Below are 22,384 nucleotides of genomic sequence, written 5' to 3'. Positions count from 1 at the left end.
CTCCCGGCGAGGCGCACTGACCGTGGAGAAACCGCCCGAGTGACGAGAAACACCCGACCATCCGCGTGACCAGGGGCGATGCGCGGGTAAGGGAGGGCGGACATCCATCCGCAGGAGGAAAGATGCGCTCCTCCATCTCTCTGGGCCGCATCGGCGGAGTCCAGGTCGGGCTCAACGTCAGCGTGCTGGTCATCGTCGTCATCCTGGTCGTGGGGCTGGCCTACGGGCGCTTCCCCGCGGTCTTCCCCGGCCGCTCCCCCGTGGAGTACCTGCTGGCCGGGCTGACCTCGGCCGTGCTGTTCCTGGGGTCCCTGCTCGCCCACGAGCTGGCCCACGCCGTGACGGCCCGCCGCCACGGCATCGAGGTGGCGCACATCACCCTGTGGCTGCTCGGCGGCGTCGCCGAACTGCGCGGCCAGCCCCGCACGCCCGGCGCCGACCTGAGGATCGCCGCCGTGGGCCCCGTGACGAGCCTGCTGGTGGGGGTGCTGTTCGGCGCCATGGCGGTGCTGCTCTCCGCCATGACGGGGACGTCGCTGCCCGCCGGCGTGTTCCTGTACCTGGCCGGGGTGAACGTGCTGCTCGCGGTGTTCAACCTCATCCCGGCCGCGCCGCTGGACGGCGGGCGGGTCCTGCGCGCGGCCCTGTGGGCGCGCTGGCGGGACCGCGCCAGGGCGGCGATCGCCGCGGCCCGCGCCGGCCGGGTCTTCGGGTACGTGCTCATCGCCCTGGGCTTCCTGCAGGTCGTCACCGGCCTCGGCTTCGAAGGGCTGTGGCTGGTCCTGATCGGCCTGTTCCTGGTCAACGCCGCCACCGCCGAGGAGCAGCAGACCCGGCTCGGCACCCTGCTGTACGGCCTGCGGGTCGGCGACGTGATGTCGGCCCGGCCCGTCGTCGCGCACCCCGGCCAGACCGTGGCGGAGCTGATCGACCAGGTCGTGATGCACCGGCGGCTGTCCACGTACCCGCTGGTGGACGACGACGGCGTGTTCACCGGGCTGGTGACGCTCAACCGCATCCGCAGGGTGCCCCCGCAGGACCGCGCCGCGAAGAGGCTGAGCGACATCGCCTGCCCGCCGGACGAGGTGCCGCGCTCCGGCCCGGACGAGCCGCTGACGGACTTGCTGGGCCGGATGGGCGGCTGCACGGACGGGCGCGCGGTCGTCCTCGACGGGAGCGGGCACCTGATCGGCCTGCTGACCCCCACCGACATCAGCCGGGTGGTCGCGACCGCCGGCCTGCGCGGCGCCGGCCACACTCTCCACCGGGAACGCCACAACGCCTGAACAGGGCGGACCTTCCCCCGTTCCCGCGTGCGGCGCGGACCGGACGGCTAAGGTGGGCGTCCGAAACTCGCGATCTCCCCGGCACGCACGGGCCCGGGCGCGGGCGAGCACAGGGGAGGGGAGCATGCGCGACCGGCGAGCCCGCCACCTCATGGGAGCCGCCGCCGGCCTCGCGGCGATCGTCCCCGTCTACTACCTCACCGAGGCCGCCGCCAGGGCGCTGCGCACGGGCGCCGCCGCGTTCGGCCCCGCGCCCGCCGGCCTGGGCTACCTGGCGGCGGTGGCCGTGCTCGTCACCCTCCTCACCGCCTGGCCCGCGGCCGCCCTCGGCTGCGGGGTGCCCCTGGCCGCGGCGGGCGTGCTGTTCGCCCTCGACCTGGACGCCGCGGTCGGCGTGGCCGCCACCCTGCCCTGGGCGCGGACCGGCGGGCTGCCGTGGTCCCCGCCGGACGGCGTGCCGTGGGCGGAGCTGGGCGAGCCGCCCGGCACCCTGGCCGGGACGGGCGGCCTGTACGCGCTCATCGGCGCCGTCCTGGTGCTCTCGGCGGTGCTCCCGGCCCGCCTGCGATCTATCCTGGACAGGTGAACGGGCGGGATCCGGATCGGCGCAGTGCGCTGCTCGACGCGGCCGACCGGGTCATCATGAAGGAGGGCCCCGGCGTCTCGATGGCGGCCATCGCCGCCGAGGCGGGCATCACCAAGCCCATCCTCTACCGCCACTTCGGCGACAAGCACGGCCTCTACCAGGCCCTGGCCGACCGGCACGTGCGCAAGGTCATCGCCCAGCTCCGGCCCGAGTTCGCCGCGGCGGGGCCCGACCTGCGCGAGCGGGCCAGGTCGGCCATCGACGTCTACCTCGACCTGGTCTCGGCCAACCTCAACCTCTACCGGTTCCTGTTCCACCGGGCCGGCGCCGAGGACAGCAGGGTCCGCTCCCACATGACCTCGCTGGTGCGCAGCCTGGGGGAGGAGCTCGGCGGCATGCTGGCCGCCGAGCGGGTGGTGCCCGACCCGGTGCGCGCCCAGGTGCTCGGGCACGCCTTCGTCGGCATGGTGCAGACGACCGGCGACTGGTGGCTCGACCACCGGGAGGTGGACCGGGCGCAGGTGGTGGAGGGCCTGGTGGACGTGATCGCCGCCGCGGTCGCTCCCCGGCCGGAAGGGCCGGCGCCCCGGCGGGTCACTCCCCGAAGCGCGACAGCCGCCCGCGGCGCCGGGCATAGCTGAGGGCCCACGCGAACAACCCCAGCGTCCCGGCCAGATAGCCGACGTTGATGGCGCTCGCCCAGGCCAGCCGGTCCCACGGCACCGCCCCGCCCGCCATGACCGTGCGCATGCCCTCGAACACGTGCGAGGCCGGCAGGAACCAGGCCGCCGTCTGCAGCGGCGCCGGCAGCACCGAGATCGGGTAGAAGATCCCGGCCAGCGGCTGCACCACGAACACCAGCGACCAGGCGATCACCTGCGCCTTCTCGCCGAAGCGGAGCACCGCCGCGATGCCGACCAGCCCCAGCGACCAGCCCAGCATGAGCAGCACCCCCATGAACGGCACCAGCCCCACCCCCATGGCGTTCACCCCGAACCCGTACAGGGCGTAGGCCAGCCCGGCCATCACCGCCACCGCGAAGGCCACCTTGCCCAGCGAGAACAGCACCAGCCCCACCAGGTATTCGACGCTGGACAGCGGGCTGACCTGCACGTTGAGCAGGTTGCGCGACCAGATGTCCTCGAGGAAGGCGATCGAGATCTCGTTGCTGGCCTTCTGCAGGACCTGCCACAGCAGCACCGCGCCGAGCAGGAACGACACCACGAACGGCACCCGCTGCGTCTGCAGGAACGACGTGACGAACCCCCACAGCACCAGCTCGACCGTCGGCCAGAACAGGATCTCGAATACCCGGACCGGGCTGCGCCGCAGCGCCGCGAAGTCACGGCGGACCACGCCCAGCACCCGGGTGCGCCGGGCGGCCAGGCTCAACGGGGGCAGGGTCAGGTACGTCATCCGCGGGCCACCTTGAGAAACACCTCTTCCAGGTCCTCGGCACCGTAGTGCCCGGCCAGCTCCGCCGCGCTGCCGGCCGCCACGATCTCGCCCCCGGACAGGAAGTGGATCCGGTGGCACATGCGCTCGACCTCCCGCATGTTGTGCGAGGTGATCAGCATGGAGCTGCCGCTCTCCCCGGCCACGCGGGACAGCAGGCCCCGGATCCGGTCGCCGGCGTCGGGGTCGAGGTTGGCCGTGGGCTCGTCGAGCACCAGCAGCCGGGGCGCGTTGAGCAGAGCCTTTGCCAGCTGCACGCGGGTGCGCTGGCCGGACGACAGCGCCATCACCTGCCGCCTGCTGATCGGGCCCAGCTCGAACAGCTCGATCAGCTCGTCCACCCGCAGGCGGGGGCGGCGCACCGCGTACAGGCGGGCGAAGGCGTCGAGCACCTCGTGCACGCGCAGCACCCCGGGCAGGTCCACGTAGCTCGCGGCGAAGTTGACCTGGCTCAGGACCTCGACCCGGTGCCGGGCCAGCTCCATGCCGAACATCTCGATGGTGCCCGCGTCGGGGGTGATCAGGCCGAGCAGCATGTGCAGGGTGGTCGACTTGCCCGCGCCGTTGGGGCCGAGCAGCGCGACGACCTCGCCCTCACCGACGGTCAGGCTCACGTCGCGAACGGCCGTGACCGCCCCGAACCGCTTGACCAGATGGGAAGCTCGCAGGATGGTCACCGACCAAGCGTGCGGTCAGGAGGGGCGGCCAGGCAACGGGTTTTCCCGCAGCAGCCGCAGCAGGTCCCACTCGTTCTCGCACACCCGCCGCCCGATCGCGGCCAGCTCGACCGACCGAGCGCCGCCGCGCAGGTGCCGCATGGTCTGCATGACGCAGATGATGCCCCACTTCAGCACGCCGAACGTCTCCCACCAGCGCAGCGCGTCACGGTCGACCGCCTGCCCGCCGGCCTCCTCGTAGGCGTGGATGAGGTCGCTGTAGTCGCCGAACCCGCCCACCGGCAGCTCGGAGCCGAACCGCCACGCCTTCACGCACAGCCAGCCCAGGTCCTCCAGCGGGTCGCCGGTGTGCGCCAGCTCCCAGTCGAGCACCGCCCTGATCCCCTCGGGCCCGACGATGAGGTTGCCGTTGCGGAAGTCGCCGTGCACGACCGTCGGCCGCCGGCTGCGCGGGCGGGTTGCGGCCAGCCGCCGCAACGCCAGCTCGAACACCGGATGCGGCTCGCCGAGCTGGTCCAGCACGTCCCGCCAGCGCAGCAGCGGGTCCTGCCCCTGATCCTCCGTCACCGGGACCGCCGACAGCGGCATGCGGTGGATGGCGGCCAGCGCCTGCCCGCACTGCCGGGCCAGCCGGGGCCGCGCCGCCGCGTAGGCGTCGTCGCGCAGGATCTTGCGCGGGATCGTCTCGCCGGGGACGCGGGTCATGAGGATGTACGACTCCCCGCAGGCGATGATTCGCGGCACCGGCACGCCGGCCCCGGCGGCGGCCCGCATCAGCCCCGCCTCGGCGGCCAGGCCGGAACCCGCCTCCGTGGGGGCGCCGGGCGAGTCGAGCCGCAGGATCAGCTCGTGCCTGCCGCCGTCCTGGGTGACGACGTCGAGGGCCCAGGTCTCCCGCGAGGCCCCGCCGGGCAGCCGGGCGCAGGACCCGATCGCCGCCCCGGCCCCGAACACCTCGCGGGTGATCGTTCGCGGGTCGGTCATCGGCGGCCGAACTCCCAGGTGCCGCCCGCCGCGTACGAGCCCAGGATCCGCCGCCCCACCGAGTCGATGTGCACCTCGTCGGGCCCGTCGTAGATGCGCCCCGCCCGCGCGTGCCGGTACATCCGGTCCAGCGGCGTGTCGGGGGTCAGGCCGGCGGCGCCGTACACCTGGATGGCCCGGTCGATCACGTTGTGCAGCATCCGCGCGCCCACCACCTTGATCGCCCCGATCTCCACCCGGGCCTGCGAGCCCGCGTCGATCGCCTCGGCGGCGTGCAGCGTGAGGAGGCGGGCGGACTGGATCTCGGCGTAGGAGTCGAACACGTGCTGGCGCATGAGCTGCTTGGCGGCCAGCGGCTCCCCGAAGGCGGTGCGCTCGTGCAGCCGCCGGCACATCAGGTCGAAGGCCCGCTGCGCCTGCCCCAGCCACCGCATGCAGTGGAAGATCCGCCCGGGCCCGAGCCGCCTCTGCGCGATGACGAACCCCTGCCCGCGCGGCCCGAGCAGGTTGGACGCCGGCACGCGGACGTCCTCGTAGCGCACCTCGCAGTGCGCCCCGTCGAGGCCCAGCACCGGCGTCTCGCGCACGATCGTGTAGCCGGGGGTGTCCGTCGGCACCAGGATCATGGAGAAGGCCAGGTGGGGTGGCGCGTCCGGCTCGGTCCTGCACATCACGGTCGTGTACGCCGCCCGCGACGCCCCGGTCGTGAACCACTTGTGGCCGTTGATCACCCACTCGTCCCCGTCGAGCACCGCGGCCGTGCCGATCTGCGTCGGGTCGCTGCTGGAGACGCTCGGCTCGGTCATCGCGAAGCTCGGCGAGATGTCGCCGCGCACCAGCGGTTCCAGGTAGCGCTCCCGCTGCTCGGGCGAGGCGTGCTCGTGCAGCATCAGGGAGTCCTGGAGGGTGTAGGTGCCCAGCGCGAGCTGGCCGTACTCGCTGCGGCCCTGCACCTCGTTGACGTAGACGTAGTCGAGGAACGGCAGCCCGCCGCCGCCCAGCTCGCGGGGGTGGCCGAGCGCCCACAGGCCCTCCTTCCTGGCCTCCGCCCGCAGCTCCTCCAGCGCCGTCGCGGCCGCCGGCCCGCCCGCGTGCAGGACGGGCTCGGCGGGCTCGACCCGCTCGGTCATGAACGCGTACACGGCATCGCGGATCGGGCGTACGCCGTCGGGGATGGCGAAGGTCATGAAACGATCCCATCCCGAAACCCCGGCGGCGGTCAACGGTGGCGCGGCGGCCGATCAGGGCAGCCAGCTGACCCGGCCGTGCAGGAAGGCGTACCCGACGAAGGCGACGGCGTCGATGAGCGTGTGCGCGACCACCAGCGGCATGGCCCGCCCCCACCGCTGGTACAGCCGCCCGAACACCAGCCCCATCACCACGTTCCCGACGAACCCGCCGAACCCCTGGTACAGGTGGTACGACCCGCGCAGCAGCGACGACACCACCACGGCCTTCCACGGCGACCACCCGGCCTGCCCGAGCCGGTGCAGCAGGTAGCCGGCGACCAGCACCTCCTCCAGCACGCCGTTCTGCGCCGCCGCCAGCAGCAGCACCGGCACCTGCCACCACACCTCGGGCAGCTGCCCGGGCACGACGGTCAGGTTCACCCCCGCCGCCCACACCGCCAGGTAGAACGCCAGCCCGGAGCCGCCGATCGCGGCCGCCAGCGCCGCCCCGCGCGCCAGGTCGCCCCCGGGCCGGCGCAGGTCGGCGCCGATCGTCCGCAGCGACTCCCCGGAGCGCACCAGCAGGTACGCCACCAGCCCCACCGGCGCCACCGAGATCGCGATCTGGACGAGCTGCAGCGCCAGGTCCAGCCAGGGCCGGTCGGGCGCCATCGATCCGACGAGCACCGCCTGCTGGCCCTTGAGCTCCCGCGGCGCCGTGAGCGCACCGATCAGCCGCACGAGCGCCACCAGAGCGCTGGCGCCGAGCGAGACCGAGAACACGACGAGGACCTCGGCCCGGATGAGCCTCGGCCCGAGCACCGGGGCGGGTGCGGCGGGGGACTGAGTGTGCATGTGCGCAGATTAGTCGGTACATGATCGGATGCCGATAAAAGCGACATTCCGCCTGGTAGCCGGATCCGCTTGGGGAGCGGGGTCCCGGTCTGCTAAGGAGGTGCTGTGAGGCGTACCGATCCGCACGACGTCCCCACCGCGGCCGAGCTCGTGGCCGCCGTGCGCGACTTCCTCCAGACCGATGTGCTCCCGGCGGTCGACGGCCGGGTCCGCTACCACACGCGCGTCGCCATCAACGTGCTCGGCATGGTGGAGCGGGAGATCGAGCTCGGCCCCGAGCAGGCCGAGCGGCACGCCGCCCGCCTGGCGGAGCTGGGCGTGGCGGGCGACGCCGAGCTGGCCGCCGCCATCCGGGAGGGCCGCGTCGCGGACGACGCGGCCCTCGTGACCGCCCTCGAACAGGCGGTACGCGCGAAGCTGGAGGTGGCCAACCCCGCCTATCCGGGTGAGGTCAGTGGGAGCCGGTCAGATCCAGGTCCTTGACCTCCGGGTCGCCCTCGTCGGCGAAGTAGTCGTTCCGGGCGGTCGCGTCCTTCCCGTCGGCCACCTTGGCGGCCCGGAAGATCAGCGTGCCCACGGCCGCCACGATCAGGTTGACGCCCAGCGCCAGGAACCCGGCGTAGATCGTCATCTTGGTGTCGAAGCCCAGGTTCGCCAGCCCGAACGCCGAGCCGCCGAAGTGCTGCTTGCCGTTGGCCGGGTTCGGGATGAGGTAGAGCATCCACATGCCCGCCGCCAGGCCGGCCGCCCAGCCCGCGATCAGGCCGCCCTTGTGGAACCAGCGGGTGTAGAGGCCCAGACCCACCGACGGCAGCGTCTGCAGGATGATCACGCCGCCGATGAGCTGCAGGTCGATCGAGAACTGCGGGTCGAGCAGCAGGATGCACAGCACCGCGCCCACCTTGACCACCAGCGACACCAGCTTGGAGACCTTGGCCTCCTGGGCGTCGGTGGCGTCCTTGTTGAGGTATTCGCGGTAGATGTTGCGGGTGAACAGGTTCGCCGCGGCGATCGACATGATCGCCGCCGGGACGAGCGCGCCGATGCCGATGGCGGCGTAGGCCACGCCGGTGAACCAGTCGGGGAACATCTGGTCGAACAGCACCGGCACGATCGTGTTCGTGTCGGTCTTGCCGCCGGCCGTGACCGGCTTGGTGCCCGCCGCGATCGCCATGAAGCCGAGCAGCGCGATCAGGCCCAGCACGAGGCTGTAGGCGGGCAGCGCCGACATGTTGCGCTTGATGACGTTGCGGTTCTTGGAGGCCAGCACGCCGGTGAGGCTGTGCGGGTAGAGGAACAGCGCCAGCGCCGAGCCGAAGGCCAGCGTGATGTACTGCAGCTGGTTGTTGGCGTTCAGGATGACGCCGTCCGCCGGATTGGGGCTGGCGTCGAACTTGGCCTTGGCCGCGTCGAAGATCGAGTCCCAGCCCCCCAGCTTGGCCGGGATGTAGATGATCGCCGCCAGGATCACGATGTAGATCAGCGCGTCCTTCACGAACGCGATCAGCGCGGGGGCGCGCAGGCCGGACTGGTAGGTGTACGCCGCCAGGATCGCGAACGCGATGATGATCGGCAGGTGCCCGGTGATGCCCATCGCCTTGAGCACCGCCTCGATGCCGACGAGCTGCAGCGCGATGTACGGCATCGTGGCCACCAGACCGGTGATCGCGATGACCAGCGCCAGCGTCGGCGACCCGAACCGGGCCCGGACGAAGTCGGCCGGCGTGACGAACCCGTGCACGTGCGACACCGACCACATCCGCGCCAGCACCAGGAACACCAGCGGGTAGACCACCACGGTGTACGGCAGCGCGTAGAAGCCGAGCGCCCCGGAGCTGAACACCAGCGCCGGCACCGCCACGAAGGTGTAGGCGGTGTACAGGTCGCCGCCGATCAGGAACCAGGTGATCCACGAGCCGAAGCTGCGACCGCCGAGCCCCCACTCGTTGAGGCTGGCCAGGTCGTTGGGCCGCCGCCAGCGGGCGGCCACGAAGCCCATGCCGCTGACCAGCAGGAACAGCAGGATGAAGACGACCAGCTCGGTCGTGTGCCCGCTCACTTGGTCATCCTGTAGACGATGGTCGTGGACACGACGCCGACGACGATGAAGGCGATCTGCAGCCAGTAGAAGAGCGGGAAGCCCATCAGGCGCGGCTCGTCGGCGTTGAACAGGAACGTCAACAGCGGCAGCACGATAGGCAGGACCAGCAGCCAGTTCCACGGGCTGCGGTCGGTGCGCGGCTGCCCGGGTTCCCCGGTAGTCATCGACCCTCCGATAGGTGGATCAGGAGCCGGTTGTGACCGGGCCCTGACATCTAGTCAATGGAGGGAGATTAGCTTTACGGGAGTATTAAACCCAATGTCCGCAATGTTACGGTTTGGCCTAAATGTCGAGATGGTGTCTCGGCATGTGAGACCAGGGTCAGGGGTCGCCGGATGCACAGTAACGACGGTCACGGGGTGAACGGGATCGCCGATCGGCGAATGGTCGATTACTCGCGCCCAATGGTCGCGTCGCCGGTGGGGTCGCCGGCGAGCTCGTCGGCGATGTCCTGGGTGCCGTACCCCTCGGGCGCGGGCACCTCGACGATGGGTTCCGGCCGGTCGTCGAACTCCAGCCGCAGCGCCCGCGACATGGTGGCGTGCATCTCGTACAGGCAGATCGCGTAGGTCAGCTCCAGGATCTGCTCGTCCGGCAGATGCGCCTTGAGCACGGCGAACACCGCGTCGTGCACCCGCCCGCCGTCCAGCGCCAGCGCGTCGGCGTAGGCCAGCACGGCCCGCTCCAGCTCGCCGAACAGGTCGCTGACCGCCCAGTGCTCGACCGCCCGCACCTTCTCCTCCGGGACGCCGAGCGCCCGCAGCTGCTTGCAGTGCTGGGAGAAGACGAACTGGCTCTGCCTCGCCCAGCCCGCCCTGGTCTGGCCCAGCTCGCGCAGCACGGGGTCGAGCGTCATCTCCCGGTAGAGCCGGAAACCCTTAACGCAGTGCCGGAAGATCTTCGGATCGAGCGCGAACACCGTCCACCAGTCGCCCGGCGAGCCGGTGGCCGTGCCCTGCCGGCCGGGGGAGAGCAGGCGGTCGTGGAAGAACGTGACGACCGGGTCGGTCATCTCCTCCCGCGGCACCTGGCGCAGCCGCGGCATCACACGGTCCGGTCGGCGGCGGTCTTCGGCTCGTGCGTGACGTCGCCCGGCCGCCCGACCCGGCGCGTCCAGGCGGCGAACTCGACCAGCACGCCGTCGGGGTCCTTGAAGTAGATCGACCTGACGAACACGCCGTCGTGCATCTCGGGGGCCACGCCGAACTCGCTGTCGTCGTGGTTGAGCAGCACGCCCACGTCGATGCCCTTGGCGACGAGCCGCTCGCGGTATTCCTCGATCCTCTCCGGCGGCACGTCGAAGGCGATGTGGTTCATGGAGCCGACGGCCGACAGCAGCTCGCCGCGGTCGGGCAGGTTCTTCGGCGCCGACACGCCGGGCACCCCGTCGGGAGCGTCGGGGAACCAGAAGAAGGCCAGCGCGTTGCCGCCCCCGCAGTCGAAGAAGAAGTGCTGCCCCCAGCCCATGGGCAGCTCGATGGTCTTGATCAGCGGCATGCCCAGCACGCCGGAGTAGAAGTCGACGGTCTGCTTCATGTCCGAGCAGACCAGCGCGACGTGGTTGACCCCGCGAAGCTCGAATTCGCTGTTCATAGTAACTCCCTACTTATCACAGGGTTTCACCGAAAAACATGACACGAGATGTCGGCTTTCGCGGGCACGATCGGTCGCATGATTGCTTTGGTGGCGGGCGCGACCCGCGGAACGGGACGGGGCATCGCGGTGGCCCTGGGGGAGGCCGGCGCGACGGTCTACTGCGCGGGCAGGAGCACGCGGGAGCGGCGCTCGGAGATGGACCGGCCGGAGACCATCGAGGAGACGGCCGAGCTGGTCACCGCGGCCGGCGGGACGGGCATCCCCGCCCCCTGCGACTTCCTCGACCCGGCCCAGGTGGAGGCGCTGGCCACGCGCGTGGAGGCCGCGCACGGGCGGCTCGACGTGCTGGTCAACGACGTGTGGGGCGCCGACGGCCTCTGGGAGTGGGACACGCCGGTCTGGAAACACGACATGGACAAGGGGCTGCGGCTGCTCCGGCTGGCGATCGACACGCACCTCATCAGCGCCCGGCACCTGCTGCCGCTGGTGATCAAGGAGAAGGGCGGCCTCGTGGTCGAGGTCACCGACGGAACCTGGTCGTTCAACGAGACCCGCTACCGGGAGAACGTCTACTACGACCTGGCCAAGATGTCGGTGAACCGGCTGGCGTTCGCCTGGTCGAACGAGCTGCGCCCGCACGGCGGCACCGGCGTGGCCGTGACGCCGGGCTTCCTGCGCTCGGAGGCCATGCTCGACAACTTCGGCGTCACCGAGGACAACTGGCGCGAGGCCAAGGTGGACATCGCCTGGATGGTCTCCGAGACGCCGCTCTACGTCGGCCGGGGCGTGGCCGCCCTGGCCCAGGACCCGGACCGGCAGCGCTGGTCGGGCAGGTCGGTCAGCAGCGAGGAGCTGGCCGTGGCGTACGGGCTGACGGACGTGGACGGCAGCCGCCCGCGCGTGTGGAGCTTCATCACCGAGGTGCGCGAGAAGGACGGCCAGACCGGCTGGGAGTCCTACCGGTAGAGGCGCGCCATGCGGGCGGCGGCCTCGGCGACCATCGCCCGCAGCTCCGGCGGATCGAGCACCTCCGCCTCCGGCCCGAACCGCAGCACCTGCGAGTACGCCACCGGCACCGACTCCACCGCCAGCCGCACGGTGCCGTCCGGCCCGAGCGAGGCCAGCGCGTCGTCGAGCGCGGCCGGGTCGGCGATGTGCCGCAACATCCGCAGGCCGCGCTCGCTGAGCCGCAGCGTGATCACCTCCCGCAGCAGCGACCGGCTGAACTCCGCCGACTGCCCCGCCCAGAAGGCGGCCAGGTCGAAGTCGGCGTCGCGGACGAACGGCTCGTCCAGCACGGAGATCTCGCCGAACCGGTGCAGCCGGAAGATCAGGAACCGCGTCCCGAGGCGGGCGGCCAGGTACCAGACCCCCGCCTTGAGCACCAGCCCGTACGGCTCCAGCGTGCGCGCGTTGCCCTTGTAGACGGCCGAGACGCGCCGGTCGCTCCACACGGCCCTGGCCAGCGGCGCCAGCGCGGCCGGCGGCGGGTCACCGCCGGCGAACCACCCCGGCGCGTCCAGGTGGAAGCGCTGCGCCGCGGTAGACGGCGCGTCCTGCAGCGCGGGGGAGAGCGCGGCGGCGGCCTTCAGCCGGGCCGTGGCCGCCACCTCCTGCAGCCCCATCTCGCGCAGCGCGGCCGGCACCCCCGACAGGAACAGCGCCTCCGCCTCGGCCCGGTCCAGCCCGGTCAGCCGGGTCCGGTAGCCGTCGACCAGCCGGTAGCCGCCGCCCCGCCCCCGGTCGGCGTAGACCGGCACGCCCGCCTCCGACAGCGCGAGCACGTCCCGGTGCACCGTGCGCTCGGAGACCTCCAGCTCCTTGGCCAGCTCGGCCGCCGTCATCCCGCCCCGGCCCTGCAGCAGCAGGACCAGCGACATCAGCCTCGAGGCGCGCACAGCGGCAGCACCACGGCCGAGGGGCGGTCGGGGGAGTGGAACACCTCGACGTCGGCGGGCACCATCGCGCCGCCCGCGCCGAGGGGGTCGCCGGTGCCGTGGTTGCGGGCGATCGTCGGGTACGCCCCCGCCGCCACGTGCACCCGGATCCGGTGGTCGCGCCGGAACCGGTGCCCCATCGGCCACAGGTCGACGCCGACCCGGCGCACGCCCTCACCGTCGGGTCCGGGTCCGGAGCCCGGCCGCAGGCGGCGCACGCCCTCGCACACGTTGAGCGAGCGCCCGTCCGGGTGCACGTCGCACACCCGCACCACCACGTCCACGGACGGGGTGCTGGAGCGCACGAACAGCTCCGCGCGTACCGGGCCGATCATCTCCACGTCCGAGTCCAGCGCGGCCGAGCTGTAGACCAGCACGTCGCGGCGCTGCTCCAGCCGCCGCTGGTCGCGCGGCCTGGAGTCGCCCAGCAGCACCGGCCCGCCGATCACCGGCGTCGGATGGGCCGGGTGGTAGCGGAAGCGGTCCGGCTCCGCCTCCAGCGGCCCCTCGGTCCCGAGCCCGAAGCCGTGCTGCAGGTGCCAGCGCTGCTCCCGCATGCCGGGCACCGGCCAGTCGGGATGGTCGCGCCACTCCCCGGCGCCCGTCACGTAGATCCGCACGGGGTCCGGCCGCAGCAGGGAGTGGTCGCCGAGCAGGTGCGCGCGGAACCACGCCGACGCCTCGGCCATCGTGGGCCGGCCGTGCCGGCTGTCGATGTGGTACCAGGGCCCGATCGTCAGGTACGGCCGCCGCCCCGCCGCCCGCAGCGCCGCGTAGTCCTTGAGCTGCCACGGCAGGAACACGTCGTACCAGCCGCCCAGCATCGTGACCGCCGCCTCCACCTCGCCGACCTTCGGGGAGAAGTCGCGCCGGTCCCAGTAGGGGACGGCCGGGTCGGCGTGGTGGGTGAGCAGGTCCTGGTAGAACGGCAGCGGACGCCCGGCCGAGGCGAGGTCGAGCTCCGCCACCGGGCGGCCCGACAGGACCGCCCTGCGGGTGAGCCGGGGCGCGGTGAGCACGGAGGCGCCGCCGAAGCGGCGGGACATGCCGTCGGTGAGCGTGGTCCAGCTCAGCGCCGACTCCAGCGCGAACGCGCCGCCCACGTAGGCCGCGTCCCTGAACTGGGAGGCGGTGATCTGCGTGGCCATGGCCTTGAGCTCCGATCCGGCGTACGGCGCGATGGCCCACTGGGTGTAGCCGAGGTAGGAGGGGCCGAACATCGCGAACGAGCCACCGTACCAGGGTTGCTTGCGCAGCCACGCCACGGTGGCCAGGCCGTCGTCGTGCTCGTCGCCGAGGGGGTCGAGCAGGCCGCCGGAGCCGAAGCCGCCGCGGCAGCTCTGGATGACGACGTGGAAGCCCTGGCGGGCGAAGCCGCGGCCGTAGAACCAGCCGAGCAGGCCGCGCCGGCCGTACGGGGAGCGCATCAGGATGACGGGGGCCCGCCCGCCTCCGGCGGGGGCGTAGTGATCGGCCAGGAGCGTGACGCCGTCGGGCATCGGCACCGGTAGGTCACGCTGGAGCCGCACACGTCTCATGTACTAACGAGTAACATATGCCGCCGGGGTGCGGTAGCCCGGGGGCATACGTTGCGCAATCAGCTGAGCTGGACGGCGATGTCACTCACCTGACGGTTGGACGGGAACGTTCCAACCACCTCCGCCTTGCCGGTCAGCACGTTCACCGTGTGGAAGCGGTACGCGCCGCCGGCCTTGAGCGTGGCGTAGGCGGTGTTCGACACCGTCACGCCATCGCGGAGCCGGCTGTGGACGTCGAACCCGGCGTCGGTCGCCGCGTCCACGCCCAGCTTGCCGGTGGGGGCCAGGTTGCCGGCGTTGGCGGGGGACTGCGCCGAGACCTGGTCGGCCATGGTGTCCACGTCGAACAGCGTCGTCGCGGTGGTGGCGTCCAGGTCGTTGTTGGTGTAGCCGGCGCCGGTCACGCCGGTCGCGGTCGCCCCGGCCGTGGCGGGGGGCACGGGCGGGTTGGTGAGCGCGCCGTCGTTGGCCGTCATGCCCGCTGCGGGGGCGCCGTTCGGGTCGTCGAGGTTGTGCCGCAGGTTCTGGCCGGCGTCGCTGATGACGCGCAGCCGGTTGGCGGCGGGGTTGAAGTCGACACCGAAGGTCTTGCCGTTGAGCGCGACCGTGAGCTGGGACACCTTGGTGGCCCTGGCCCGGTTGTCCAGCGTGTAGATGCCGCCCTTGTCGCCGACCGCGTACAGCCTGCCGTTCTGTACCCGGTAGTCGATGCCGACGACCTTCATGTCGTCCTTGAGGCCGCTGATCCGGCCGATCCGGTTGACGTCGCGCGGGTCGCCCGCGTCGAAGGTGACCAGGTCGCCCGCGGTGGTCAGGCCGGTGACGCGGGGGCCGTCGTCACGGTGGTGAGCCTGCGCGGGCGAGGCCAGGACCGCGCCCGCGCCGAGCACGGCGGCGGCGAGCGCCAGTTGCTTACGCATCAGATCTCCTTGTGTGGGTGTTGCCTTGCCCCTTTCTTCGCCCGCCGCCCGGTTCTGGATGAAGGGCCCGATGAAGGGCCCGAGGGTGGGCCCGCCCCGCGTGACGGCGAGGCGGGCCCGGGGGTCACGGGGCGGCCCGGTCCGGGCGCTCCGAGATGCGCAGCGCGTTGACGATCGTCGCGCCCTGCCGGGTCGCGAACCGCACGTTGAGCTGCCCGTCGGTCACCTTCACCGTGTACTGCCTGCTCACGGCGGTGTACGTGCCCGCCTCCAGGGCCAGGTCGAGCGCCGGGATCGCCAGCTGCCCCTCGACCAGCACGTCGAAGACCCGCTTGCCCATCGCGGTGTTCCTGATCTCGGCGAAGTCCAGCTCCACGGTGTACGTCCCGGCGGGGACGTTGTCGAACCGGTACTCCAGCATCGACTCCCTGGCGGTCCGGAACAGGGCCTGGTCGGCGGTCCCCGCGATGGTCCTGGACGTGCTCTGCGTCCGGTTCTGGGTGGCCAGGTAGCCGTAGCCGCCCTGGACGTACTTCCTGTCCGGCGTCCAGGTGTCACCGGCGGCGTCCACGGAGTTCCTGGTCGCGCCGGCGTCCACGGCCACCTGGTGCTTCGGCACCACGACCGTCACCTTGATCTCGATGGTGGGCTGCCGCCCGCTGGCGGACTTGACGAGCAGCTTGCCCTCGCGGAACGTGCCGGGCGCGACCCCGGCGCTCGACACCGCCAGCTCCAGGCGCACCGCCTGCCCCTTGGCCAGCTCGCCGGCGGCCGGCGTCACCGTGAACCAGGAATCCCCGGTCGCCGTGTACGGCGTCGGCGTGCCCAGGTTCGTCAGCTCCACCGTGCGCCTGCGGCTGGACTCGGCCGGCAGCACCACGGTCACCTCCGCCACCGACGCGCTCACCCGGCCGGTGACCAGCGCCGTGTCGATCCGGGTCACCGTCGTGGGCGCCACCGTGACGGGCTGGGTGAAGGTGCCGTAGTGCTCCTTGGACACCACGACGTCGTAGTCCCCGGCCGGCACCTGCCCGTAGAAGGCGCCGTCCGCGCCGGTCGTGAGCGTGGCCACCTCGCCCACCTTCACCGTCGCCCCGGCGATGGGCTCGCCGTCGTTGGCGTCGGTGACGGCACCGGTGACCAGGCCGTGCCGGCTGGCGGTGAACGTCACGCCCTGCCCGGTGCTCAGCGCCGCCTGCTCGTAGGAGTAGAGCAGCGCGTCGTCGCCGGCCGCGTTCTCGACCCCGATCGTGGCGCTGACGCCCTGGTCGCGCGTGCTCTCGATGTCCTTGTACCGGAACCCGATCGAGCCGTCCTCGCCCAGCAGCGCCGCGAACGACACCCGCTGCGCCGCCTCGTTGTAGAAGGTGACGTTGCGCCACTCGACCACGAACGTCCGGTGCGGCGCCGTGCCGGTCACCGCCGTGTAGATCCCGGCCTGGGCGTCCACGATGAGGTCGTCCCAGTACGGGTACACCGCGTTGTTCGGCGTGCCCGACGTCGGCAGCCGGCCGTTGCTGCCGGTCGTGATCCGGTCGGCGGCGAACGTGACGAACCCGTTCGTGCCGATCCACGCCCGGCCCTGGCCGGTGCCGTAGAACGGGACCGGGAACGGCAGGGTCACCTGCACGGCCTCGTCGTCGCCGGTCAGCGCCAGCTTCTCGGTGCCCGCCACGTACGCCTGCGCGCCGCTCCGGCAGGTGTAGCCGAAGTTGTCGCCGCGCAGCGGCAGCTCGACGTCCTTGACCAGGTCCCCGGCCACCGTGACGGCCGAGGTCGCGGCGCTGGAGCAGCGGGACGCCGGCGTGACCCGCAGCTCGTACGAGCCGTGCGGCAGCGTCATGGTGTAGCGGCCCGAGGCGTCGGTCACCGCGCTCACCGGCGTGCCGGCGGCGGCCACCGTCGCGCCCGGCTCCGGCGTGCCGGCCGTGGTGACCGTGCCGGACACCACGCCCGTCGGCTGGACGGTCATGGGCACGTCTGCGGTCGTGGCCTGCTCGGCGGTGATCGTGACGGCCGCGGTGGCCCGGTCGTGGCCGAACTTCTGCGCGCTGAGCTCGTAGGCGCCGGGCAGCAGGCGCGGGATGGCGTACGTGCCGTCCGCGCCCGTCGTCACGGTGCGGGTCAGCGGGCCGGTGACGGTGACCGTCGCGCCGGAGACCGGCGTGCCGCCTGCGGTCACCGTGCCGGACAGGTCGCCCAGGCCCTCGTCGGGGGCGGCCCGCACGGCGGCGTAGGTGTCGAGCCTGCCCTCGCCCCAGATGTTGTTGTCGGCCGCGGTGCCGCCGCACGCGGTGTCGGAGACGTCCGTGGCGGTGGTGTCCAGCAGCGGCCGGGTGGCCGCCACGTCACCGGCCAGGCCCGGGGCCGCCGACCAGATCAGCGCCACCGTGGCCGCCACGTGCGGCGAGGCCATCGACGTGCCGGTGTAGACGTCGTAGTCGTCGCCGGGGGTCGAGGAGCGCACGTTGACGCCGGGGGCGGCGATGTTCGGCTTGATCTCGCCGTTCTCGCCCTCGCCCTTGCTGGAGCGGGTGTACAGGGCGTTGTTGACGTCGAAGCCGCCCGCGCTGTACGCGGTCACGTACTGGCCGGGCGAGCCGCTGCTGCGGCAGGCGGGGCCCTCGTTGCCGTTGGAGAAGGCCGGGAAGATCCCGGCCGCCAGCCACGCCTCGACGACGTCCTGGTAGAAGGGGTCGAACCCGGTGCCGCCCCAGGAGTTGTTGACGATGTCCGGCGCCAGGTCGGGGCGCGGGTTCTGGCCGTTGAGGTCGGTGGGCCGCACCATCCACTGCCCGGCCGCCAGCAGGGAGGCGTCGGTGCAGGTGTTGACCTCGCAGCCCTTGGCGGCGATCCACCTGGCGCCCGGCGCCACGCCGATGCCGTTCGCGCCGACCATCGTGCCCATGGTGTGCGTGCCGTGACCGTTGTTGTCGCACGGCGCCGCGGTCGGGCAGACGCGCGCCGGGTCGAACCAGTTGTAGTCGTGGGTGTAGGAACCGTCCGGGTTCCGGCCCCGGTAACTGGCGGCCAGCTCGGGGTGGTCGAACTGGGCGCCGGAGTCGATGTGGGCGATCACGATGCCCTCGCCGCGGTTGCCGAGCTCGTTCCACACGCGCGGCGCGTTGACCCGGTCGATGTTCCACTCGACCGCGTCGACCTTCTCCTCGGCCGTCCCCCGGACAGGCTTCGGCAGCGAGAGGATGCGGATCGGGTCGATGCGCTCGACCTCGGGCAGCGTCGCGATCTCGGCGGCGAGCTTCTCGCCCGCGGTCACCTTGACCGCGTTGACGATCCAGTACGGGGTGTAGTCGGCGTGGTGGGAGTCGAGCAGCTTGCGCAGGCCCTCCTGGGAGGTCCTGGCGCGCGCGTTCTTGGCCTCGAAGACCTGCTCGGCCTTGGCTTCCTTGGTCGCGGCCCGGCGGGCGCCGCTCAGGTCGGCACTGCCCTTCATCCGGACCCAGAACGTGGCCTTGTCATCCTGCGCGAGCTGCGCCTGGACGCCCGCGTCGATCTTGCCTGGGTCGGGTGCGGCCTGCGCCGCGGCCTGCGGTGCTAACAGTCCGGCGACGGTCACGATCCCGGTCAGGATCGCACGCCAGCGGGGGGTGTGGGGCACTGGCTCTCCTTCAGGACAAAGGGAGAGGTGATCTTTACGCCTCTGTCGAGAAGGGTGAAGAGATCGTGTCGGGAAAGCAAGAGCCGACCTGAAAAGTTACTTTGCGAGCTGAAATGTAATCTGGTCAGCTGAAATGTCGCCACGCGGGCCATAAGGCCGACCACGGCTCCCGCAGGCCCCGGCACAGGAAGACCGGCATGTCCTGCTCCTCGTTGTCGATGCCGTAGCCGTTGTCCACCCGGCCCCGCTGCTCGCAGGAGTCGAACAGGCCGCGGCCGCGCGGGCCGACGTTCACCAGGATCGCGGTCGTGCCGTCCTCGGGCGGCGGGCCGTAGTGCCAGAGCTGGTTGTGCCCGGAGTAGACGCGCGGCACCCCGGCCAGGTCGAGCGCGCCGTGCTCGCCGTAGCTGCCGGTCACGACCACCGCCCGCTCGCGCTCGCCGGGCGGTATGGAGTCGCGTACCTCCTGGATCTTCGCCGTGAACTGCGGCCAGCCCACGGACTCGCGCGCCACCTCGCTGATCGCCGGCACCGGGGTCGCGGCCAGCGCGGACACCGGGATGAGCGGCAGCCCGATCACCGCCGACACCATCGCGCTGAGCGCCAGGCCCACGCCCGCCAGCCGCACGCGCGCGGCCGCCGCCGCGCTCACGCAACCCGCCGCGAACAACATCAGGAGCAGCCCGCCCGTGTAGTCGAACCGGCCGCCGCTGATCATCGTCAGCGCCCCCGCCACCGGGTACGCGATCGCCAGCGCCCGCACCCGCCGGTCCCGCCACAGCCGGACGAACCCGAACACCGCGATCACCGACACGATCGGGCCGAACAGGATCAGCTGCATCGGCACGTACAACATCCGGAACTCGGCGCCGTTCTCCTCGCTGAGCGCCGCCGCCATCTCCAGCTGCGGCCAGCCGTTGGCGATCTGGTAGATCAGGTTGGGGGCGGCGATCACCCCGGCCAGCAGCGCCCCCGCCCACAACCACGGGCTCGCCAGCACCCGCCGCGGCCCCGCGACCAGCAGCCCCACCGCCAGCCCCAGCACCAGCAGCGCGATCAGGTGCTTGTTGTAGGTGGCCACCCCGATGACCGCCCCCGCCGCCACCCACCAGCGCGGCTGCTCCCGCATCAGCGCCTTCAGCAGGAACAGGATGGCCGCCGCCCACAGCGGCAGGTCGAAGGTGACCGTCATCAGCGAGTGGCCCGCGACCAGGCAGTACGTCCCCGTCGCCGTGCCCAGCGCCGTCAGCACCTGCGCCGCCCGGCTGCCGTCCAGCTCCCTGGCGATCAGGGCCATGAGCACGACCAGGAGCGCGATGGAAAGCGCGGGGAACACCCGGAGCCCGGTGATCGTGTCGCCGAACAGCGCGATGCCGGCCTTGCCGATCATGGGGGTCAGCGGTGGCTGGTCGACGTATCCCCAGGCGGGATGCTCCGACAGCACGCGGAAGTACAGCTCGTCACGGTGGTAGCCGTAACCGGGGGTCAACGCCAGCAGCACCCCGAAGAGCACGACCGCGATCACGGTGACCGGCCGCCAGGCCAAGGGCCGTTCCATGAACGCTGAGGCTAGATCCCTTTACGCTCCCTTGTCACGGGTTGATAGCCCACTTGTTTCATGATCGCCATGAACCAGGCCGCGATCCGCCCGGCGTCGTCCTCGTCCGGATGGGCGCTGACCTGGTTGAGCACCGCGCCCGTCAGCATCTCCCGCACCACGTCCACGTCCACGTCGCCGGGCAGGTGTCCGAGATCGCGGGTGCGGCACAACATCTCGCGCACCATCGCCGCCCGCCGGCCCCTGGCGACCAGCCGGTAGGCGGCCATCAGCTCGGGGTAGTCGTCGATGCTGCCGTAGAGGCGGCGCAGCAGCAGCCGGTTGCGCGGCACCGCCAGATACGCCGCCCAGTCGCCGAACATGTGCTCGATGTCGCGCCAGCCGGTGAAACCCGGGTCGTTGTCGTGGTCGGCCCACTCCAGGGCGCGCACCAGCAGCGCCGTCTTGTCGGCGAACCTGCGGTAGACCGTCGCCCGCGTCACGCCGGCCCGCCGGGCCACCTGCTCGATGCTGGTCTGCTGCGCGCCCTGCTCGATCAGCAGGTCGAGCGCCGCGGCCAGGATCGCCAGGTCCGCCTCCTGGCTGCGCGGGCGGCCCGCCGGGCGCGGGGCGATCGTCGGCCCCCCGGCCGTCCCGTCGGCCGTCACGGCGCCTCCCGGGTGATGGGCCAGGTGACGGGCCAGGTGACGGGCAGGCGGTGCACGCCGTGGATGAGCATGTCGGTACGCAGCGGCACCTCGCCGGGCGCCACGGCCAGGCGCAGCGACGGGAGGCGGCCGAACAGCGCCGGGTAGGCCGCCAGCATCTCCACGCGGGCCAGCTGCCGGCCCAGGCACTGGTGCACGCCGTGACCGAACGCCACGTGCCCGCCGCCGGCCCGGCGCGCGTCGAGGCGGTCGGGGCGGGGGAAGCGCTCCGGGTCGCGGTTGGCCGCCGCGATCGAGACGGTGACCGTCTCCCCGGCCCTGACCAGCTCGCCGCCCAGCTCGACGTCCTCCAGCGCGGTCCGTACGAGGAAGGGGACGATGCTGAGGTAGCGCAGCAGCTCCTCCACCACCAGCTCCACGCCTCCCGGCCCCGCGCGCAGCACCTCGAGCTGATCGGGATGGAGCAGCAGCGCGAAGGTGCCCAGAGCGAGCATGTTGGCGGTGGTGTCCAGCCCGGCGCCCAGCAGCACGAAGCCGATGCCGGCCAGCTCCTCGTCGGTGAGGTCGCTCCCGGTCAGCCCGCTGAGCAGGTCGTCGCCCGGCCGGGCCCGCCTGGCGAGCACCAGCTCCTCCATGTGGCCCCGCATCGCGAGGAAGGCCGGGACCTTCTCCTCCTGCGGCAGATCGGCCCGCATGAGCGTGGCGCCCTGGGCCATGAACCGCTCGCGGTCCTCCTCCGGCACGCCGAGCAGCTCGCAGATCACCACCGCCGGGATCGGCGCCGCGAACGCCTCGACCAGGTCGGCGGGCGGGCCCTGACGCTCCATGGCGTCCAGGTAGGCGTGCGTGACCTCCCCGATCCGCTCGGTGAGCCGCCGCATCCTGCGCACGGTGAACTCGCCGGTCAGCAGGTGGCGGTAGCGGGTGTGCACCGGCGGATCGGTGGCGACGAACATCCCGGGCGGCGCCGGCTGCCCGGACGGCCCCCCGGGCCGGGTGGGCAGGTGCCGCAGCTCGGGGCGGGCGCTGAACCGCCGATCGGCCAGCACCTCGCGCACGAGCGCGTGGCTGGTGACCAGCCAGCCTCGATGCCCGTCGGGGTAGGCCAGCCGGGCGACGGGCCGCGTCTCACGCAGCTCGGCCAGGCCGGTGGGCGGGTCGAACGGCGTGGGCCGCTCGGTGGGCAGGGTGATCGCCTCGGTCTCCGCCATCTCGGGGATCTCCTTCCGACCGATGCCAACACAAATACAGTACAGACCTGTATTCGAATTCCGTCCCTGGCCCCCTGCCGATCGGGCCGGTGGGTCGCGTTGCGCGATCATGGTCGGGCGGTTACCCTTGGCGTCATGCGAAATCACGCTCAGCTCCTGTGGTGGCGCCGCTCCTAGGCGGCGCGTGTTTCGCATTCCTCAACGGACGGCCGCCCCGGATGGCGGCCTTTCTCGTGTCCGCCCCC

General features: G+C 72.2%; 21 protein-coding genes. 5 read left to right on the top strand and 16 right to left on the bottom strand.

What is annotated here, in order from left to right:
• Window positions 1-122: 122 nt before the first annotated feature.
• The 3 genes from ACBJ59_RS01385 (at window position 123) to ACBJ59_RS01375 (ending at window position 2,513) form a co-directional block, all read left to right on the top strand.
• Window positions 123-1,286, top strand: coding sequence for a site-2 protease family protein (locus tag ACBJ59_RS01385; RefSeq protein ID WP_375108322.1), 1,164 nt, complete (start codon window positions 123-125; stop codon window positions 1,284-1,286).
• Window positions 1,287-1,410: 124 nt separating this feature from the next.
• Window positions 1,411-1,872, top strand: a complete 462-nt coding sequence (locus ACBJ59_RS01380; RefSeq protein WP_375108321.1) for a hypothetical protein — start codon at window positions 1,411-1,413, stop codon at window positions 1,870-1,872.
• A complete protein-coding gene (locus ACBJ59_RS01375; protein WP_375108320.1) occupies window positions 1,869-2,513 on the top strand; it encodes a TetR/AcrR family transcriptional regulator in 645 nt (214 codons plus the stop codon). Before ACBJ59_RS01380 ends, ACBJ59_RS01375 begins: the two co-directional genes overlap by 4 nt.
• On the opposite strand, the gene ACBJ59_RS01370 is transcribed toward ACBJ59_RS01375, so the two are convergent.
• From ACBJ59_RS01370 to ACBJ59_RS01350, 5 genes are read right to left on the bottom strand one after another with little or no spacing between them, the layout of a single operon-like run.
• A complete protein-coding gene (locus ACBJ59_RS01370) occupies window positions 2,467-3,288 on the bottom strand; it encodes an ABC transporter permease (RefSeq protein WP_375108319.1) in 822 nt (273 codons plus the stop codon). The genes ACBJ59_RS01375 and ACBJ59_RS01370 overlap by 47 nt on opposite strands.
• Window positions 3,285-4,004, bottom strand: coding sequence for an ABC transporter ATP-binding protein (locus ACBJ59_RS01365; RefSeq protein ID WP_364129894.1), 720 nt, complete (start codon window positions 4,002-4,004; stop codon window positions 3,285-3,287). The genes ACBJ59_RS01370 and ACBJ59_RS01365 overlap by 4 nt, the downstream gene beginning before the upstream one ends.
• 15 nt (window positions 4,005-4,019) lie before the next feature.
• A complete protein-coding gene (locus ACBJ59_RS01360; RefSeq protein WP_375108318.1) occupies window positions 4,020-4,988 on the bottom strand; it encodes a phosphotransferase family protein in 969 nt (322 codons plus the stop codon).
• Window positions 4,985-6,175: an acyl-CoA dehydrogenase family protein gene (locus ACBJ59_RS01355; RefSeq protein WP_375108317.1), complete on the bottom strand. Its 1,191-nt coding sequence runs from the start codon at window positions 6,173-6,175 to the stop codon at window positions 4,985-4,987. Before ACBJ59_RS01355 ends, ACBJ59_RS01360 begins: the two co-directional genes overlap by 4 nt.
• 54 nt (window positions 6,176-6,229) lie before the next feature.
• Window positions 6,230-7,012 carry a CPBP family intramembrane glutamic endopeptidase gene (locus tag ACBJ59_RS01350; RefSeq protein WP_375108316.1) on the bottom strand — a complete coding sequence of 261 codons (783 nt, stop codon included), beginning with the start codon at window positions 7,010-7,012 and terminating at the stop codon, window positions 6,230-6,232.
• Window positions 7,013-7,117: 105 nt separating this feature from the next.
• Between ACBJ59_RS01350 and ACBJ59_RS01345 the strand changes: the two genes are divergently transcribed.
• On the top strand, window positions 7,118-7,495 hold the full coding sequence (locus tag ACBJ59_RS01345) for a DUF6285 domain-containing protein (RefSeq protein WP_364129885.1): 378 nt from the start codon (window positions 7,118-7,120) through the stop codon (window positions 7,493-7,495).
• Here ACBJ59_RS01345 and mctP read toward each other — a convergent pair.
• The 4 genes from mctP to ACBJ59_RS01325 form a co-directional block, all read right to left on the bottom strand.
• Complete coding sequence (gene mctP, locus ACBJ59_RS01340) at window positions 7,464-9,071, bottom strand: monocarboxylate uptake permease MctP (protein ID WP_375108315.1); 1,608 nt, start codon at window positions 9,069-9,071, stop codon at window positions 7,464-7,466. The two genes, ACBJ59_RS01345 and mctP, sit on opposite strands and share 32 nt — an antisense overlap.
• Window positions 9,068-9,277, bottom strand: coding sequence for a DUF3311 domain-containing protein (locus tag ACBJ59_RS01335; protein WP_364129880.1), 210 nt, complete (start codon window positions 9,275-9,277; stop codon window positions 9,068-9,070). The genes mctP and ACBJ59_RS01335 overlap by 4 nt, the downstream gene beginning before the upstream one ends.
• 227 nt (window positions 9,278-9,504) lie before the next feature.
• A complete protein-coding gene (locus tag ACBJ59_RS01330; RefSeq protein WP_375108314.1) occupies window positions 9,505-10,158 on the bottom strand; it encodes a carboxymuconolactone decarboxylase family protein in 654 nt (217 codons plus the stop codon).
• A complete protein-coding gene (locus ACBJ59_RS01325) occupies window positions 10,158-10,706 on the bottom strand; it encodes a VOC family protein (RefSeq protein ID WP_375108313.1) in 549 nt (182 codons plus the stop codon). Before ACBJ59_RS01325 ends, ACBJ59_RS01330 begins: the two co-directional genes overlap by 1 nt.
• Before the next feature lie 78 nt (window positions 10,707-10,784).
• Between ACBJ59_RS01325 and ACBJ59_RS01320 the strand changes: the two genes are divergently transcribed.
• The gene (locus ACBJ59_RS01320) at window positions 10,785-11,675 is read left to right on the top strand and encodes an SDR family oxidoreductase (RefSeq protein WP_375108312.1); all 891 of its coding nucleotides are present in this window, start codon (window positions 10,785-10,787) and stop codon (window positions 11,673-11,675) included.
• On the opposite strand, the gene ACBJ59_RS01315 is transcribed toward ACBJ59_RS01320, so the two are convergent.
• The 7 genes from ACBJ59_RS01315 to ACBJ59_RS01285 all read right to left on the bottom strand — a co-directional run bounded on the left by ACBJ59_RS01315 (window position 11,666) and on the right by ACBJ59_RS01285 (window position 22,139).
• Window positions 11,666-12,607 carry a helix-turn-helix transcriptional regulator gene (locus tag ACBJ59_RS01315; protein ID WP_375108311.1) on the bottom strand — a complete coding sequence of 314 codons (942 nt, stop codon included), beginning with the start codon at window positions 12,605-12,607 and terminating at the stop codon, window positions 11,666-11,668. The two genes, ACBJ59_RS01320 and ACBJ59_RS01315, sit on opposite strands and share 10 nt — an antisense overlap.
• Entirely contained in the window at window positions 12,589-14,184 is a 1,596-nt protein-coding gene (locus ACBJ59_RS01310; RefSeq protein WP_375108310.1) for a CocE/NonD family hydrolase, read from the bottom strand. The genes ACBJ59_RS01315 and ACBJ59_RS01310 overlap by 19 nt, the downstream gene beginning before the upstream one ends.
• 59 nt (window positions 14,185-14,243) lie before the next feature.
• Window positions 14,244-15,104: a DUF4394 domain-containing protein gene (locus ACBJ59_RS01305; protein WP_375108309.1), complete on the bottom strand. Its 861-nt coding sequence runs from the start codon at window positions 15,102-15,104 to the stop codon at window positions 14,244-14,246.
• A 124-nt stretch (window positions 15,105-15,228) separates the two neighbouring features.
• Entirely contained in the window at window positions 15,229-18,723 is a 3,495-nt protein-coding gene (locus ACBJ59_RS01300; protein WP_375108308.1) for a S8 family serine peptidase, read from the bottom strand.
• 124 nt (window positions 18,724-18,847) lie between these two features.
• Window positions 18,848-20,281, bottom strand: coding sequence for a glycosyltransferase family 39 protein (locus ACBJ59_RS01295; RefSeq protein ID WP_375108307.1), 1,434 nt, complete (start codon window positions 20,279-20,281; stop codon window positions 18,848-18,850).
• Between the two features lie 11 nt (window positions 20,282-20,292).
• Window positions 20,293-20,928 (bottom strand): TetR/AcrR family transcriptional regulator, encoded by a 636-nt coding sequence (locus tag ACBJ59_RS01290; protein WP_375108306.1) that lies wholly within the window; start codon window positions 20,926-20,928, stop codon window positions 20,293-20,295.
• The gene (locus ACBJ59_RS01285; RefSeq protein ID WP_375108305.1) at window positions 20,925-22,139 is read right to left on the bottom strand and encodes a cytochrome P450; all 1,215 of its coding nucleotides are present in this window, start codon (window positions 22,137-22,139) and stop codon (window positions 20,925-20,927) included. Before ACBJ59_RS01285 ends, ACBJ59_RS01290 begins: the two co-directional genes overlap by 4 nt.
• Window positions 22,140-22,384 lie beyond the last annotated feature (245 nt).

The organism is Nonomuraea sp. MTCD27, from assembly GCF_041950495.1.
Lineage (GTDB): Bacteria > Actinomycetota > Actinomycetes > Streptosporangiales > Streptosporangiaceae > Nonomuraea.
The sequence above is the reverse complement of the archived record's forward strand: the minus strand, read 5'-3'. Positions and strand labels throughout refer to the sequence as shown.

Bases quoted from the DNA above. Each gene is read 5' to 3' on its own strand.
- ACBJ59_RS01325 (WP_375108313.1), bottom strand. From the start codon at position 10,706: ATGAACAGCGAATTCGAGCTTCGCGGGGTCAACCACGTCGCGCTGGTC.
- ACBJ59_RS01310 (WP_375108310.1), bottom strand. From the start codon at position 14,184: ATGAGACGTGTGCGGCTCCAGCGTGACCTACCGGTGCCGATGCCCGAC.
- ACBJ59_RS01360 (WP_375108318.1), bottom strand. From the start codon at position 4,988: ATGACCGACCCGCGAACGATCACCCGCGAGGTGTTCGGGGCCGGGGCG.
- ACBJ59_RS01355 (WP_375108317.1), bottom strand. From the start codon at position 6,175: ATGACCTTCGCCATCCCCGACGGCGTACGCCCGATCCGCGATGCCGTG.
- ACBJ59_RS01370 (WP_375108319.1), bottom strand. From the start codon at position 3,288: ATGACGTACCTGACCCTGCCCCCGTTGAGCCTGGCCGCCCGGCGCACC.
- ACBJ59_RS01295 (WP_375108307.1), bottom strand. From the start codon at position 20,281: ATGGAACGGCCCTTGGCCTGGCGGCCGGTCACCGTGATCGCGGTCGTG.
- ACBJ59_RS01305 (WP_375108309.1), bottom strand. From the start codon at position 15,104: ATGCGTAAGCAACTGGCGCTCGCCGCCGCCGTGCTCGGCGCGGGCGCG.
- ACBJ59_RS01380 (WP_375108321.1), top strand. From the start codon at position 1,411: ATGCGCGACCGGCGAGCCCGCCACCTCATGGGAGCCGCCGCCGGCCTC.
- ACBJ59_RS01330 (WP_375108314.1), bottom strand. From the start codon at position 10,158: ATGCCGCGGCTGCGCCAGGTGCCGCGGGAGGAGATGACCGACCCGGTC.
- ACBJ59_RS01335 (WP_364129880.1), bottom strand. From the start codon at position 9,277: ATGACTACCGGGGAACCCGGGCAGCCGCGCACCGACCGCAGCCCGTGG.
- ACBJ59_RS01385 (WP_375108322.1), top strand. From the start codon at position 123: ATGCGCTCCTCCATCTCTCTGGGCCGCATCGGCGGAGTCCAGGTCGGG.
- ACBJ59_RS01320 (WP_375108312.1), top strand. From the start codon at position 10,785: ATGATTGCTTTGGTGGCGGGCGCGACCCGCGGAACGGGACGGGGCATC.
- ACBJ59_RS01350 (WP_375108316.1), bottom strand. From the start codon at position 7,012: ATGCACACTCAGTCCCCCGCCGCACCCGCCCCGGTGCTCGGGCCGAGG.
- ACBJ59_RS01285 (WP_375108305.1), bottom strand. From the start codon at position 22,139: ATGGCGGAGACCGAGGCGATCACCCTGCCCACCGAGCGGCCCACGCCG.